Source organism: uncultured Tateyamaria sp., assembly GCF_947503705.1.
In the GTDB taxonomy this organism is placed as follows: Bacteria; Pseudomonadota; Alphaproteobacteria; order Rhodobacterales; family Rhodobacteraceae; genus Tateyamaria.
Genome location: NZ_CANNES010000006.1, coordinates 165,899 through 181,663, shown reverse-complemented (window position 1 = coordinate 181,663; position 15,765 = coordinate 165,899). Strand labels below are relative to the sequence as shown.

Below are 15,765 nucleotides of genomic sequence, written 5' to 3'. Positions count from 1 at the left end.
ACGACCCATTGTTTCTGCTACGGCAGCGTATGGTGCTGCATTGCAGCATCATAGTGCACCGATTTGCCCCAAAACGGCCTAGGTTAACTAATCCCGGGATTTTCCCCCTGATTTGCGTCTGCATTTGAATTAAATACGTCCAACGCGTGTTGATCTGTTGGGGGACAGCGCAAAACGCGCCTGTTTGTCGACTGTATACTCTTTGTGTGAGGACCGCTGCCATGGCCGTGATCAACGGAACATCCAATAACGATACCCTTCAGGGTACCAACGATAACGACACGATCAATGCCCAGAACGGGCAGGATCTGGTGTCGGGTGAAGGCGGCGACGACAGCATTCTGGGCGGTGGCGGCAACGACACGATCTTTGGCGATGTGGGCGAGGGCACGGCCCCCGGTCAGGATGCGACCCCCCTTGTCATCGACATCGGCAACCTGGTGACTGACGATGAAGACGACGACAACGCGTCGGCGGGCGATTTCGCGGTCTATCGCAACGTTGCCCAGCTAGAGGACGGCACGCAGGTGTCCGCCCGCCTGGTTCTTGTGTCGAAATCGGATGACGATCTGAGTGTGGACCTGTCCGGCGGAAATGGTTCTGAAATCCTGATGAATGGCGACGGAACCGGTGAAACCGCCAGCTTCCGCATGGAGTTCTTCATTCCCGACAGCCCAAACGCGACGACGGGCACGCCGGTCGCGTTGAATTCAACTGCAACAGTGAACGATCTGGACCGCAACAGTGTGACGGACCGCGAAGCGGTAACCATTGACGCCAACAGCTTTACCGCCTTTGCGACGTCGTCCGATACGTCCCTGAACGTTACCCAATCGAACGGAACTGTGACCGCAGCGGGTGGCGAGCAGAACAGCCCAAGCGATCAGGACGCCTGGTTCAGTGCGTCGTTCGAAAACCGTGAGTTCATCGAGTTCACCCTCGAAGCGCGGACCTCCAATTCCGGTTTCTCGTTCTCGGGTGACCTGATCGACGATATCGTTGTGACCCCTATCGAGGCGGGCGACGACACCATCGAAGGCGGCAGCGGTCAGGACCAGATCTTTGGTCAGGGCGGCAATGACAGCCTTGTGGGCGATGGCGGCGATGATACGCTCGATGGTGGCGAAGGCAATGATACGCTGGAAGGCGGTCTGGGTCAGGACAGCCTGGTTGGCGGCGCAGGTGAGGATTTCCTGACCGGCGGGCAAGGCAATGACACCCTTGAAGGCGGTGATGGCGCCGACCTGTTGGAGCTGGGCCCCGGCAGTGATCAGGCCGATGGTGGTTTGATCAGCGACCGCTTTATCTTTGCCGAAGGTGGCAACCACACGATTGTGGGTGGCGAGGATGCGGATGGCTCGGATATCGACGTTCTGGACCTGACCGGTCAGCGCACCAATGTCATCCAAACCGGCCCCGAATCCGGCACCATCGAGTTTCTGGACGAGAACGGCAATATTATCGGTCGCACCACCTATTCCGAGATTGAGCAGATCATCATCTGTTTCACGCCCGGCACCCGCATCGCCACCCAAAAGGGCGAAGTTGCGGTGGAGCGGTTGCAACCCGGTGACAAGGTATTCACCCGCGACAACGGCATTCAGACCCTGCGCTGGGTTGGTCAACGCGATCTGGCGCCTCAGGAAATGCGCGCCCATCCGGAATTTCAGCCGGTTTTGATCCGCAAGGGGGCCTTGGGCAATGATTTGCCCCAGCGTGATATGCTGGTCAGCCCGCAGCACCGCATGTTGCTGACCTCTGATCTGGCTGAGGTGATGTTTGACGAGCGCGAAGTGCTGGTGGCCGCCAAGCATTTGACCGGCCTTGATGGGGTGGATCAGGTGCAAACGGGCGCGGTCAGCTATCTGCACCTGATGTTTGACCAGCACGAAGTTGTCCTGGCCGATGGCGCGTGGTCCGAAAGCTTCCAGCCCGGTGATCATTCGCTCAAGGGCATTGGTGCCGATCAACGCTCTGAGGTTTTGACATTGTTCCCCGAGTTGGAGACTTTGGCGGGTCTCGACGCCTATGGGGCGGCGCGCCTGTCGCTGAAAAAGCATGAGGCGCAGATTCTGGTGGATCGCCTCAAATAGGGGTTTGGCCTGCGCGCCAGGCGGCCCATGCTTCGGGCGTGTCGAGGTCAAGACGCGCGGTTTGACCTTTGAGTGGCACAAGGTGCACGCGGTTTCCTGCCGATTTTACAACGGCTTGGCCGCCGCTGTCGCCGGTGAGCCGTGTCAGTTGCGCAAAGAGGCTCGCGTCGAACACGATCGGGTGGCCGGGCTTGCCGTCTTGGGTCGCCCCGCGCCAGATCAGCGCGTCGGGATGTGTTGCGACGCTGTTTTGGATGGCGCGCAAGTGGTGCTCTGATATCTCCGGCATGTCGGCAAGCAGGACCATAACGTGCGTTGCATCGGCCGGCAGCGTGGCCACTGCGGTGCGGATACTGGCCCCCATGCCTTCGGCGGCGTCGGGGATTTCCAGCGCCGTTATGTCCAGATCCGCGACCAGATCATAACGCGGATGCGGGTGCGGGGGCAGGGCGACGATCACATGGTCGCTGACCTGCCGCGCGATGCTGGCCTGCCTGCGCAGCAGGGGCGTGCCGCCCACCTCTTCGCGCAGCTTGTCGCGCCCACGCATCCGGGAGGACGATCCGGCAGCAAGGAGGATGATCGGCATCATGGTGCCAGTCTATCACCCCCGCATCCGAGCGCCATCCGCATCGAAAAGCGGTGTGGTGATCACGCGGGCCGGGCGCATCTGACCTAGAATTTCGATCTCGACCGCGCGGCCTTCGGCGATCTGGTCGGTGGGCAAAAAGCCCAGGGCAACTGACTTTTGCGCATGATGCGAGTAGCCGCCCGAAGTGCAGAAGCCCACGACCGCGCCGTCGAGCCAAATGGGTTCGTAGCCATGCACGTCGGCGTCGTCGGCATCGACCTCAAACGCGGTAAGTTGGCGGGCGGGGCCGGTTGCGCGCTCTGCCTCTGCGGCGGTGCGTCCGATGAAGTCGGTGTTTTTCTTCCACGAGATGAACCGGTCAAGGCCGGTTTCGGCCGCTGTGTAATCCGGCGAGAACTCGGCCATCCACGAGCCAAAAAACTTGTCGAGCCGCAGTGACATCATCGCGCGCATCCCAAAGGGAGCCATGTCGTGATCTGCACCTGCACGCCAGAGCGTGTGCCATAGCTGGCGCTGCGCCATGGGATCACAATAAATTTCGAAGCCCAGATCGCCGGTATAGCTGACCCGTTGTACGATGCAGTCGGTCATGCCAACGGTCATGGGCCACACGTCGAGGAACTTCATTTCGGTCATATCCGTCAGCGTGCAAGCCTGGAGGACGTCGCGGGCGCGTGGGCCTGCGATTTGGAAGCCGTTTCGTTTATCGCTGATATTTTCGATGGTTACGCCGTCTTCTTGATGTTGCAGGAACCAGCGATAGTGAAAGGCCTGACTGCCGTAAGAGGCCGTCAGTTGGAAGGTTTCCGCGCCCAGACAGGACATGGTGAAGTCACCGATCAGCTTGCCCTTCGGGCTGAGCATGGGTGTGAGCGAGATGCGGCCCGGTTGCGGCACGCGCCCCGCCATGATCCGATCGAGCCATGCGCGGGCGCGCGGGCCGGTGACCAGATATTTGCCGAAATTATGGACCTCATTGATGCCGACAGACGTGCGCACGGCGTTCACTTCGCGCGCGGTGGCGTCAAATGCGTCTGAGCGGCGGAAGGATGGTGTTTCATAGTCTGGGTCGCCGCTTTGAGCGAAGTAATTGGCCACTTCGAGGCCAAACTGCTGGCCCCAGACCGCGCCCATGTCGCTGAAAATGTCGTACATCGGTGTGGTGCGGTTGGGTCGCGCGGCGGGCAGCTCTTCGTTCGGGTATGCGACGGAAAAGCGTTTCTGGTAGTTCTCGATCACCTTGGGAAGCGTGTAGCCGGGCGTAATCCAGTCGCCAAAGCGGGCCACGTCCATGGCCATCACGTCGCGCTCGGGCTCTCCCTCGACCATCCATTGGGCGAGCATGAGACCCACGCCGCCCCCCTGGCTGAACCCCGCCATGACGCCGCAGGCGGACCAGTAGTTGCGCATGCCGGGCACGGGGCCCACCAGCGGATTGCCGTCCGGGGCAAAAGTGAAGGGACCGTGGATCACGTTCTTGACGCCCGCCCGCTCCAGGTCGGGGAAGCGTTTGTAAGCGAAATCAATGCTTTGTTCGATCTTGTCAAAATCGTTTGGCAAGAGATCCTGACCAAAGTCCCACGACGTGCCGCCCACGGCCCAAGGCCGACAGGTCTGTTCGTAAAAGCCGATGCAGAGGCCCTTGCCCTCTTGCCGCAGATAGCTTTCGCCCGCCGGGTCCATGACGTGAGGGTGTTCGACCCCGTCCTTGGCCATCTCGACAATCAGCGGCACATCCTCGGTCACGAGGTACTGGTGTTCCATCGGGTGCAGCGGGAAATAGACGCCGGCCATCGCGCCTACTTCGCGCGCCCAGAGGCCACCGGCATTCACCACATGTTCGGCATGTACCGTGCCTTTGTCGGTGACCACGTCCCAGGTTCCGTCGGGACGCTGGTTGGTTTCGCGCACCATGGTATGGGTGTGAATTTGCGCGCCGCCCATGCGCGCGGCCTTGGCATAGGCGTGGGTTGTGCCGGAGGGATCAAGGTGGCCGTCGAGCGGGTCATAAAGCCCGCCGATGATGCCGTCGGTGTTGGTGACGGGCGCGATCTTGGCGATCTCTTCGGGGGTGACGATCTCGGTCTCCAGCCCCATGAACCGGTGTTTGGCCCGTTCAGCCAGCAGCATATCGAACCGGTCCTGGCTGTCGGCCAACGTAACCCCGCCCACATGGTGCAGGCCACAGGACATGCCGGTGATCTCTTCAAGCTCTTTGTAGAGCCGGATGGTGTAGCCCTGAAGCGCCGCCATATTAGTGTCACCGTTGAGCGTGTGAAAGCCGCCCGCCGCGTGCCATGTGCTGCCCGAGGTCAGTTCGGAGCGTTCCAGCAGCATGACATCGGACCAGCCCAGTTTGGTCAGGTGATAAAGCACGGATGCGCCGACGACGCCCCCGCCGATGATGGCGACACGGGTGGTGGTTTGCATGTCTGGCTCTCCTGATCTGGCGATGCGCTGGGATGCGCTTCTGGCGTTTTGAGTATTTTTAAAGAGAAGAAGCAGGGGCTGTGCGCCATGAAAGCGACGTGGGGTGTCGTGAATGGCGTATGCGTTTTGAAAGGGGGCGGCTGGATCGCAGCCTTTGACGCGCGTATTGGATGCTTTAGTGTTGCGGCGATGGAATGGAGGATTGGCCATGCTGCGTTGTGTTTTTGTCGTGCTTTTGTGTCTGGGGTCAACGGCCTGGGCCAATCCGAACAACCAGATCCCGTTTCATAGGTCGGTCGATATGAAGGTGGGTCAGTCCATGGTTGTTAATGGTTTTCGCGGTGAATGTGGGGCGCGGCCCCGCAATGTTGACCCGAACCGCACCCGCGACACCAAGCTCGGGGTGTTGAGCAACGGCAAATGGGGAGTGACCAAGAGCCGGACCTGTGGCGGGTGGACCCCGGCGGTTGAGATTATCTTTACCGCCCGGAAAAAGGGCCGTGAGACGATCACTGTTGCCGGTGAGAGGATCAAGGTGCGCGTGCGCTGAAACTTGAAACGGTGCCGGAGACCGGTTTTCAATAATCCCGCGCTGTTGTTCTGTTGCGACCAAAACTGTCGTCTTTGCGCAACCTGCGCGCGGAACGGCGCGACAGTATGCCTGACAGAGACATTTGGACGGGACAGGACAGAATGCGCACCCATGCTCAGGCCGTAGTGATCGGAGGTGGCGTGATTGGCTGCTCGATCCTTTATCATTTGACCAAGCTGGGCTGGACCGATGTGGTTCTGCTGGAGCGGGACGAGCTGACCTCAGGCTCTACCTGGCACGCGGCGGCCAATATTCACGGGCTGCATGACAGCACCAATATCAGTCGTATTCAGCATTATACCATGGGCCTCTACAAGGAGTTGGAGCAGGAGACGGGCCAGGGGTGTGGCGTGTTTCAGCCCGGCTCGCTCTATCTGGCGCAGACCGAGGCCCGCGAACACCAGCTGCGTTTGCAGGCGGCCAAGGCCAAGCTGTATGGCATGAATTTCTACGAGGTCGACCGGGCGGAGGCAGAGCGGTTGCATCCTCTGGTCGATTATGACGGCATCCGCTGTATCATGTGGGAACCTGAGGGCGGCAATGTGGACCCGTCGGGCGTGACCAATGCCTACGCCGCCGGTGCCCGCCAGAACGGGGGCGAGATCATTCGGTTTTGCCCCGTGACGGGGACTGAGCAACAGCCGGATGGCACCTGGATCGTGCGCACCGGGAAGGGCGATATCGCGACCCCTTGGGTGGTCAATGCAGCCGGCCTGTGGGGTCGTGAGGTGGCCGCTCTGGCGGGCATCGAGCTGCCCTTGCAGCCGACCGAGCATCAGTATTTCGTGACCGAGACCATCGCCGAGATTGCGGGAATGGACCGTCGTTTGCCGTCCGTTGCGGACCGGGATGGAGAGTATTACCTGCGCCAGGAAGGGCAGGGGTTGCTCGTTGGGGCCTATGAGAAGGATTACCGCCTGTGGGCGGAGAATGGCACGCCGCAGGGTTTTGGCCATGAACTTTTTGCCGATGATCTAGAGCGCATCGAGGACAACATGATGCGCGCCATCGACCGGGTGCCTGTGGTGGGCACGGCGGGGATCAAGCGTGTCATCAACGGGCCGATGATCTGGTCGCCGGACAGCAATGTGTTGTTTGGGCCGGTGCCGGAATTGACGGGCTATTTCTGTTGCAACGGGATCATCCCGGGCTTTTCCCAGTCGGGCGGCATGGGGTTGCTGGCCGCGCAATGGATCATCGAGGGTGAGACCAAATACGACATGTTCCCCTGGGACATGGCCCGTTTTGGCGCCTGGGCTGGTAAAGAATTTACCAAGGCACGGGTGGGCGACCAATATGCCAACCGCTTCAAAATTCATTTCCCGAATGAGGAGCGCAGTGCGGGCCGCCCGGTGCGCACCCGCCCCGTGTATGACATGCAGCGCGCCATGGGCGCGGTGATGGGCCTGAACTACGGGTGGGAGCACCCGCTGTGGTTTGCCGATGGCCCTGACGTGCAGGACACGGATGGCTTTACCCGTCAGAACTGGTGGGGGCCTGTGGGCGAGGAATGCAAAATGCTGCGCGCGCGCGGCGGCATTATCGATATCTCGAACTTTGCCAAATATGAATGCAAAGGACCGGGGGTCGAGGCGTGGTTGAACGCGGTTTTTGCCAACCGGATGCCCAGGGCCGTGGGGCGGTCTTGCCTGACGCCGTTGATCGGGAAACGCGGCGGTATTGCAGGCGATTTCACCGTGACTCGTCTGGCAGATGACGAATTCTGGATCATCGGGTCGGGGATGGCGGAACGCTATCACCAGCGGTTCTTCAAACAAGTGCCTTTGCCCGAAGGGACAACGTTTGAGAGCCGGACCGAGGCCGTTTGTGGCTTTAACGTGGCAGGCCCCGACAGTCGCGCCATGTTGCAACGGATGACCAACGCGTCGCTGGCGACCGAGGATTTCGCCTTTATGCGTTCAGCGCGGATCGAGCTGGCGGGTGTCGAGGTTTTGGCGTTGCGGGTGTCATTCACTGGCGATCTGGGATGGGAGTTGCATTGTGCGACCGAGGATCAGGTGCGGCTGTATGAGGCGCTGATTGCCGCTGGGCGCGATATGGGCATCGGGCCGGTGGGCAGCCGTGCCTTGATGAGCCTGCGGATCGAGAAGGGCTATGGTTCTTGGAGCCGTGAATACAGCCCCGAATACTGGCCCCAAGAGGTGGGTTTGGATCGGTTGGTCAAGATGGACAAGGACTTTCTCAACAAGGATGCGGTGGCCGAGACCATGGCCAGGCCGTCCCGCGAATCGCTGGTCATTCTGCACCTCGACGATGCGGATACGGATGCGTCCGGGGCTGATGCAACAGGGGGCGAGCCGATCTTTCGCGCGGGTGCGGGTATCGGTCGTGTCACCTCGGGGGCCTATGGCTATTCCGTCGGGATGAGCCTTGCCCTGGGCTACGTGAAGGATGCAGGGCCGGGGGACCGGGTCGAGGTGATGGTGCTGGGACAGCCGCATGGGGCAACTATACTTGGCGCTGCGCCCTTTGATCCGGACGGCACGCGCCTGCGCGCATGATTTGCGCAAGGGTTGAAGGTGCGGCGACGATACAATGTACTGGTGATTCAGGCCTGTATACTGAAACGACGTAATTGCGTCGCCGCACCCTCTGTCAGGCCGTTGTGATCCGTTTACTCTAGTTGGCGTCACATGCTAAGCAAAACCCATGTTGGGTCCTGCATATGATCGCCAAGTGCAATTATATGTCTCGAATGGTGCTGTGACGCATTTCACGATACGTGAAATGTACCAGCTCTACGGGACGTGGCCGATGTGGTCGCTGTTCGCGGTGGGCTTTGTGATCTTGTCGACTGGCCATCCGGTGACTTTGCCCCAGTTCGACAGCTTTTGGCTGCGCCTGAGCTTCTGGTGGTTGGCGCTGGCGCTCTATCTTGCGATCTCGCCTTTCTATGCGCTGCTGACTGATGGGATATGGTGCAAGCTGTTCCGCGGACCAATCCCGTTGATTTTCCTGTCGACGCCTCTGCTGTTGATGGCGACCTATGGGGCTGGCGCGATTCTGACCGTTTTGTTTGTGCCGGGTTCTCCTCCTTTTGAGGTCATGACCTGGCAGATGAACCTGCGCAATATCGTGGTGGCCCATGCCTTTGAGACAATCGCACTGTTGTGGTTGCTGCCTTCAATGCGGGCGCGCAAAGCGGCAAATGATCCCGAAGGGCGCCACGTAATCCTGGCGGGGCGCAAAGTTGCGCTGGCGGGTATCCTGCGCGTCAAGGCGGCCGAGCATTACCTCGAGGTTCACAGCGAAAGCGGCGTTGAAACCGTGCGCGAGCGCATGGCCACCCTGCTGGATCAGGTGGATGAGACCGACGGCATTCAGACGCATCGCTCTCATTGGGTGGCAAAGGCGCAGGCTGTCAAGCTTTCGGGTTCGAACCTGCGGTTGGTGGATGGCACGGATGTGCCGGTCGCGCGCGGTCGGATGGAGGACGTGCGCCAGTGGTTGAACAGCCTTGAGGCCGACCGGCTTGCCAGCTAGTCCAGCGCCTTGATCCGCAGCGCGGTGATCCGATTGCCCTCGCGTTGCATCACCTCAAAGCGGAAGTTGTGAAAGCTGAACACCTGGCCCACGGTGGGAATCATCTGGGCTTCGTGGATGACCAGACCGGCGACGGTGTTGGCCTCTTCATCGGGCAGGTTCCATTCGGTGGCCCGGTTCAGATCGCGGATCGTCATCGCCCCATCGACAAAATAGTGGCCGTCCTCGCTCCGCTGCACTTGATGTTCGGCATCGGGGTCGAATTCATCGGTGATCTCGCCCACGATTTCCTCAAGGATATCCTCAAGCGTGATCAGGCCCTGAAGCGAGCCGTATTCGTCGACCACCAGCGCAAAGTGGCTGCGGATGCGCAGGAATTGCCGCATCTGGTCGTCCAGTGTCGTGGTTTCGGGCACGAAATAGGGCGCCATGGCCACGTCCGAGATGTCGAAATCCTTGAGCGCGCTGGCATCGCCATCCGGCCCGCCGATGATTTTGTACATGGCGCGCAGGAGGTCCTTGGCGTGGATCACCCCGATGATATTTTCCTGTTCATCCTGGTAGACGGGCAGCCGGGTGTGGTTGGATTTCAGGCATTGCTCAAGAATGGATTGGGGATCGTCGGCGGCATTGATCATCTCGATGCCCGAGCGGTGCAGCATGATCTCTTCGACCGTGCGATCGCCCAGATCGAGCGCGCCCAGGATGCGATCGCGGTCTTCCTTTTCCACCACCCCTTCGGAGTGGCCCAGATGCAGCGCGCCCGCAATTTCCTCGCGCACGGCCATGATGTGGCTGTCGGGGTCAATCTGGACCCCAAAGACCCGCAAAACGCCACGCACCAGCAACCGCACCGCCGACACGATGGGCGAAAAGACCGTCACTACAATCGAGATGGGCCGCGACACCAGCGAGGCGGCGGTCTCGGAATTGGTGATGGCATAGGTTTTGGGCAGCACCTCGGCAAAGATCAGCACCAAGAGCGTCATGACCAGAGTGGCCACCGCTACACCGCTTTCGCCAAAGGCACGGGTAAAGAGCGCCGTGGCCAACGACGTGGCCAGGATGTTCACAAGGTTGTTGCCCAGCAGGACGGAGCCAATGAGCCGCTCATTGTCATCTGTGATGTCGAGCGCCCGTTGTGCCCCCTTTGAGCCTTTGTCGGCCTGGCTGCGCAGCTTGCCGCGCGAGGCTGCCGTGAGCGCCGTTTCCGAGCCCGAGAAAAAGCCCGACAACACCAGCAACATCAGGATCGTGCCTCCCGTCATATAGAAGGCGGCGTCAAATGCGGTACTTGGGTCATCCATTCGTGATTTATCCTTTGATCTGCCTTGCGTTATGGGGGTGCCGTACGTTGCATTCAAGGGAAGGCGGCAGATGCGTCACAAAGACCTGGGCGTTTTGACGGGCCCTGTGCTGATTTTCGGCGGCCCCTATTCCAATGTGCAGGCCACGCGCGCTGTGTTGGCCAAGGCTGAGGCGCGTGGCGCGGTGCCGCTTTGTACCGGTGATGTGGTCGCTTATTGCGGCGCGCCTGTCCAAACCGTGGCGGCGATCCGCGCCAGCGCCTGTGCGATCGTGGCGGGCAATTGCGAGCGTCAACTGGCGGCAGGTGCGCCCGATTGCGGCTGTGGCTTTGACGCGGGATCGGCCTGCGATCTGTTGTCGGTGGGCTGGTTTCGTTTTGCGGACGCAGCGATTGGTGCAGATGATCGCGCTTGGATGGGCGCCTTGCCCGATGTGTTGACCTTCTCCCAAGCGGAGGCGCGTTACGCGGTCATCCATGGTGGGGTCAGTGATGTGGCCCGATTCTTGTGGTCGGTGAGCCCGGATACGGAGTTTGAGGCGGAATGGGACCTGCTGGAGGCTGCAATTGGTCCGGTGGATCACGTGGTTGCCGGGCATAGCGGTATCCCCTTTGTCCGTGAGCTGCGCCGAGGCCGATGGATCAATGCGGGTGTGATCGGGATGCCTGCCCATGATGGGCGTATGGCCACCCGTTTTGCCATTCTGGAGAAGGGCGCCGTCACGGTCCATGATCTGGACTATGATGCGCAGGGCGCGGTGGCCGATATGCAGGCCGCGGGCCTGACCCAGGGTTATGACCGAGCATTGCTGACTGGTTATTGGCCGTCTGAGGAAGTCTTGCCCCTGGATTTGCGCCGCCCCGTCGACAGTGGGTGATGATCCAGCACCAGTTCGGTCAGCCGGGCATCCACCACATGGGTGTAAATCTCGGTCGTGGCCACATCGGCGTGGCCCAGCATCGTCTGGATTGCCCGCAGGTCAGCGCCACCAGCCAACAGATGCGTGGCAAAGGCGTGCCGCAGCGTGTGCGGTGTGACCTTGTCCGGTGAGACGCCCCCATGGACCGCAAGCGATTTGATCCGCGTATAGAACCAGTGCCGCGTCAGGTGGCCCGAGGTGCCGCGCGAGGGAAAAAGGGCTGGGCTGGGTGTCTGGCCTTTTTGCGCCTGTTCTTCGACGCGGGTATCGCGCAGCTTGATCCAGGCGGCCAAAGCCGCGCGGGCAGGTGGCGACAGGGGCACCATCCGTTCCTTTCCGCCCTTGCCCAGGATCAGCAGCATCTGCGGATTGCCCCGTGCGGCAGAGACCGGCAGGCTGACCAATTCGCTGACCCGCATCCCGGTGGCGTAAAGCAGTTGCATCAAACAGGTGTCGCGCAGCTTGTCATGGGTGTTGCGCCCAAAGGTCTGCGCGGCCTCCAGCAACCGATCCACCTCACCCTCGTCCAGCGTCTTGGGCAGGCGCTTGTCCTGGCCGGGACTGGCGATTTGGATCGCCGGATTGTCGGCGCGCCAGCCCTCTTCGAACGCAAAACGGTATAGCTGTTTGATGGCCGAAAGCCGCCGCGCGCGGGTGGATTTGGCAAGGCCCTGGGCGTCGCAGTGAATGAGGTAGCCCTCAACCTCGGCTTGCCCGGCGCTGTCAAAGTCAAATCCTTTGGCCGCGAGCCACTCCTGCACATCCTTGAGGTCGCGTCCATAGGCCAAAAGCGTGTTGCGCGCAGCCCCCAGTTCGGCGGCTTGCGCGTCGAGAAAGGTGGAAATCCAATGGGTTGTCATGATTGCGGCCCCAACAGCAGAACCTGAAGGGCTGCCCGCCGCGCCACGTCCTCAAGCCCGAGCGCGCGCAGAGTGGCAAGCCCGGTGCTCAGCTGCGCCACATCGCCTTTGCCTCCTGCATCCATCAAGCGCAGAGTGTCAAAGAGGGCGTGGCCTAGCCTGCCGGATTGCGCGGCGGCGATGATATCTGCATCCGGGGCCGCGTCGCGAAACCCGCTGAGCACGGCGCCTGCGGTGCCGCTGGCCGACAGATCGGCGCGCACCTCGCCCGAGGCCGCGGCCGCCAGCACAGGTCGTTGCAACGCACGCGCAGGAAAGGTGCGTGCCGCCGTCTCGTATTGGGACGACAACAGCAGCACCTCAAAGGCGATGTCGGCGGTTCGCCCGCTCAGCACGATGTCGCTGAGATCGGCGGCAAAGAGGTTGGCAAAGGGTACGGCGAGCCGCGCCCGGCGCATTTGTTGCCAGGCATTCGGCAAAGTCTTGGCCACGGCCGCAGGGCTGCGCGTGCCAAGCGCTGTTTCAAAGCGTTGGAGCGCCGCCACCCTGTCCCAGACCCCGCCAGAGGCGGCAGGTTGGCGTTGGGTATAGAGGCCCAACAGGCGGTTGTCGGGCAATGCTCCGCTGCGCGCCAGACGCTCGGCGGCCTCGATCTGTGCCTTCCAGCCTGCGGTGTCCGACAGATCGGCATTGGCATAGACCAGCGGCCAGATCCGCGTGGGGATGGGTGTGCCAATCGCCTGATAGAGGCGAAAGAGAAGCGGGTCGGGCATGGCCGGTACAGCGAGGGGTGGTTCATCCTCGAACAGGTCAGGATCCAGAAATCGTTCAAGCGCTTGGGCGGTTGTGTCAGGAATCATCCCCAGCACGCGGGCGGTGCCCAGAACCAGCACGGCGGTTTGCCAATCACCGTCCCGCGCGGTGCAAAAGACCCTGTGCGCCTCGCTTGGGGTCAGGGTCGGTTGGGCGCGCTGGATGGCGCAGGCCCGGCTTTCGGTGCCCGCCAGAAGGGCCATATCGGTATAGCGGGCGAAATGGGCGCGGTTCAGATCAGGGCCGGTTTGTTCGACGAGGGCCAGCGCCGGATCCAGTGCACCCAGATCCATCAGCGCATCAATGCGGGCCATGTCAAAGGCGTCGGCGCTGGTGCGGGGCGGAGCGGCCTCGGCGAGCAGAAGGGTGTAGTAGAGCGATTGCAGGGCAGGCAGGTGCAGTATCGGCATGTCGCGCACAGTGCGGGCCAGCTGTGCCCCGTCGCTGCCCGCCCAGATGCCGTCTGGCAGGCCTGTCACATTGGCGGGGGCAAGGCCCACGCGCTGTGGGGCGGCCGAATTGAGCGGAGCCACGGATACCGTTGGCACGGACCCGCTATTGGCCACATCGGGCTCGCTGGGTTGCGGTGCAGGGGCGGCGCTGGTCTGCTCATCAAGCCAGTCAATCACGTTCAGCGGCTTGTTGTCGGGCGCCTGCGCCATTGCGCCCCCCGCAATCGCCAGCACCGCGACCAGGGGCAAGCCGATCTGTCCCAGCCTATTCGGCATCGAGCGTCACAGGCAGCCGCGTCTCGGATTGCGGCGGCGAAAAGTTGGCCCCAAAATATTCACCGACATAGGCATAGCCCACCAGACCGATGAACCCGGTGATCACCAGAAAGATCAACAGCTTGAAGATACGGCCCATGATTGCTCTGCCCCAGATAATTGCGCGTGCTTTTGTTGTTTTGCTCAAAGCATATATGGCCTTTTTTACAAAATCACGTCATTGACAGCGCAATGAGCGAAAATCAGCACTCAAAACCCCGGTACACCCTGAAAAAAACCATCGTGATGGTCGGGATGATGGGTGCCGGCAAGACGGCTGTGGGCCGTGGACTGGCCCAAAGGCTGGACGTGCCGTTCCTGGACAGCGACGCCGAGATTGAGGCTGCGGCTGACCGTACGGTGCCCGAGATTTTTGAGCGGGACGGGGAGGCGTTTTTCCGCGCCAAGGAAACCCAAGTGATCGCACGTCTTTTGGACGAGGCCCGTGGCGTCCTGTCCACCGGCGGGGGCGCGTTTCTGGCGGAGGTCAACCGCGCCAACATCACCGCGCGCGGCGTGTCGGTTTGGCTGAATGCGGATCTGGATCTTTTGTGGCAACGGGTGCGCCACAAGGATACGCGGCCCTTGCTGCGCACCCCTGATCCCCGTGCAACCCTGGCCGAGATTTATGCAGCCCGGGTGCCGCTGTATTCACTGGCGGATGTGGCGGTGACGTCCCTACCGGATCTGTCCATCGAGGAAATGGTGGACCGGGTGATTGCCGTTTTGCTGGCCGACCGCCCGGATGTGTTGGAGAGAAGTGATGCGTGAAACCGTACATGTCCCCTTGGGCGAGCGCGCCTATGACGTCGTCATCGGGCCGGGCTTGCTGGTCGAGGCAGGGGCACTGATCGCGCCGTTTCTGCCGCGCCCGCAGGTGGCCGTGGTGACGGAAAGCCGTGTGGCGGCGCTGCATCTTGAGGCCTTCAAAGCGGGTTTGGCGGCGCAAGGCATCGGTTGCACCGTGTTGGAATTGCCCCCGGGCGAGGCGACCAAAGGTTGGGCCCATCTGGCGCAGGTGACCGAGTGGCTTTTGGACCAAAAGGTTGAGCGCCGCGATGTGGTTGTGGCCTTGGGCGGCGGCGTGATCGGTGATCTGGTGGGTTTTGCCGCCGCGATCCTGCGCCGCGGTGTGCGCTTTGTGCAGGTGCCCACGTCGCTTTTGGCGCAGGTGGACAGTTCGGTCGGGGGCAAGACGGGCATCAATACGGCGCAGGGCAAGAACCTGGCGGGTGCGTTTCACCAGCCGAGCTTGGTGCTGGCTGATACAGAGGTCCTTGGCACGCTGAGCCCGCGCGATTTTCTGGCGGGCTATGGCGAGGTCATGAAATACGGCCTGCTGGGGGACGCGGTGTTTTTCCATTGGCTGGAAGAGAACGCGGCGGCGATGGCGGCAGGTGACATGGCGTTGCGGGTTCGGGCCGTCAAGCGGTCGGTTGAGATGAAGGCCGAGATCGTGACGCGTGATGAAACGGAGCAGGGGGACCGGGCGCTTTTGAACCTGGGCCACACGTTCTGCCATGCGCTTGAGGCGGCCACAGGGTATTCGGATCGGCTGCTGCATGGCGAAGGGGTTGCAATTGGCTGTAGCCTTGCCTTTGCGCTGTCGGCGCGGATGGGGTTGGTCAGTCAGGAAGAGCCGAGCCGGGTACGGGCGCATCTTCAGGCCATGGGGATGAAGTCAGACCTGTCAGATATCCCGGGTGATTTGCCGTCGGCGGACGCGTTGCTGAACCTTATGGGGCAGGACAAGAAGGTAGTGGCTGGTCGGCTGAATTTTGTGCTCGCGCGCGGCATTGGTGACGCTTTTGTCACCGGTGATGTAACGCCCGAAATGGTGCTGGATGTGCTGCGTGCCCACGGGGGCTAGGCGGAAACTGACGCGCCG

General features: G+C 61.6%; 13 protein-coding genes. 7 read left to right on the top strand and 6 right to left on the bottom strand.

Features of this window, described 5'->3' with window-relative positions; all coding sequences use genetic code 11:
- The first annotated feature begins 221 nt into the window (after positions 1–221).
- Positions 222–2,093 (top strand): Hint domain-containing protein, encoded by a 1,872-nt coding sequence (locus Q1A44_RS14835; RefSeq protein ID WP_299626732.1) that lies wholly within the window; start codon positions 222–224, stop codon positions 2,091–2,093.
- On the opposite strand, the gene Q1A44_RS14830 is transcribed toward Q1A44_RS14835, so the two are convergent.
- A complete protein-coding gene (locus Q1A44_RS14830; protein WP_299626729.1) occupies positions 2,086–2,685 on the bottom strand; it encodes a nucleotidyltransferase family protein in 600 nt (199 codons plus the stop codon). The two genes, Q1A44_RS14835 and Q1A44_RS14830, sit on opposite strands and share 8 nt — an antisense overlap.
- Positions 2,686–2,697: 12 nt before the next feature.
- Complete coding sequence (locus Q1A44_RS14825; protein ID WP_299626726.1) at positions 2,698–5,115, bottom strand: FAD-dependent oxidoreductase; 2,418 nt, start codon at positions 5,113–5,115, stop codon at positions 2,698–2,700.
- A gap of 208 nt (positions 5,116–5,323) precedes the next feature.
- On the opposite strand from Q1A44_RS14825, the gene Q1A44_RS14820 reads away from it, so the two are divergent.
- From Q1A44_RS14820 to Q1A44_RS14810, 3 genes are all read left to right on the top strand, one after another.
- Positions 5,324–5,665 (top strand): hypothetical protein, encoded by a 342-nt coding sequence (locus Q1A44_RS14820; protein WP_299626723.1) that lies wholly within the window; start codon positions 5,324–5,326, stop codon positions 5,663–5,665.
- A 143-nt stretch (positions 5,666–5,808) separates the two neighbouring features.
- Positions 5,809–8,229: an FAD-dependent oxidoreductase gene (locus Q1A44_RS14815; protein ID WP_299626720.1), complete on the top strand. Its 2,421-nt coding sequence runs from the start codon at positions 5,809–5,811 to the stop codon at positions 8,227–8,229.
- Positions 8,230–8,377: 148 nt separating this feature from the next.
- Positions 8,378–9,211, top strand: a complete 834-nt coding sequence (locus Q1A44_RS14810) for a LytTR family DNA-binding domain-containing protein (protein WP_299626717.1) — start codon at positions 8,378–8,380, stop codon at positions 9,209–9,211.
- Here the strand turns inward: Q1A44_RS14810 and Q1A44_RS14805 are convergent.
- Entirely contained in the window at positions 9,208–10,518 is a 1,311-nt protein-coding gene (locus Q1A44_RS14805) for an HlyC/CorC family transporter (protein ID WP_299626714.1), read from the bottom strand. The genes Q1A44_RS14810 and Q1A44_RS14805 overlap by 4 nt on opposite strands.
- A gap of 70 nt (positions 10,519–10,588) precedes the next feature.
- Here Q1A44_RS14805 and Q1A44_RS14800 point away from each other — a divergent pair, with 70 nt between their 5' ends.
- Positions 10,589–11,395 (top strand): metallophosphoesterase family protein, encoded by an 807-nt coding sequence (locus tag Q1A44_RS14800; RefSeq protein WP_299626711.1) that lies wholly within the window; start codon positions 10,589–10,591, stop codon positions 11,393–11,395.
- On the opposite strand, the gene Q1A44_RS14795 is transcribed toward Q1A44_RS14800, so the two are convergent.
- Genes Q1A44_RS14795 through Q1A44_RS14785 form a run of 3 tightly spaced genes read right to left on the bottom strand, consistent with a single transcriptional unit; the run spans position 11,335 to position 13,977 of the window.
- Entirely contained in the window at positions 11,335–12,297 is a 963-nt protein-coding gene (locus tag Q1A44_RS14795) for a site-specific tyrosine recombinase XerD (protein WP_299626708.1), read from the bottom strand. The two genes, Q1A44_RS14800 and Q1A44_RS14795, sit on opposite strands and share 61 nt — an antisense overlap.
- Positions 12,294–13,838 (bottom strand): hypothetical protein, encoded by a 1,545-nt coding sequence (locus Q1A44_RS14790; protein WP_299626704.1) that lies wholly within the window; start codon positions 13,836–13,838, stop codon positions 12,294–12,296. The genes Q1A44_RS14795 and Q1A44_RS14790 overlap by 4 nt, the downstream gene beginning before the upstream one ends.
- Positions 13,828–13,977, bottom strand: coding sequence for a hypothetical protein (locus Q1A44_RS14785; protein ID WP_299626701.1), 150 nt, complete (start codon positions 13,975–13,977; stop codon positions 13,828–13,830). Before Q1A44_RS14785 ends, Q1A44_RS14790 begins: the two co-directional genes overlap by 11 nt.
- Positions 13,978–14,069: 92 nt before the next feature.
- Here Q1A44_RS14785 and Q1A44_RS14780 point away from each other — a divergent pair, with 92 nt between their 5' ends.
- Positions 14,070–14,648 (top strand): shikimate kinase, encoded by a 579-nt coding sequence (locus tag Q1A44_RS14780; protein ID WP_299626698.1) that lies wholly within the window; start codon positions 14,070–14,072, stop codon positions 14,646–14,648.
- Positions 14,641–15,747, top strand: coding sequence for a 3-dehydroquinate synthase (gene aroB, locus Q1A44_RS14775; RefSeq protein ID WP_299626695.1), 1,107 nt, complete (start codon positions 14,641–14,643; stop codon positions 15,745–15,747). Before Q1A44_RS14780 ends, aroB begins: the two co-directional genes overlap by 8 nt.
- Positions 15,748–15,765 lie beyond the last annotated feature (18 nt).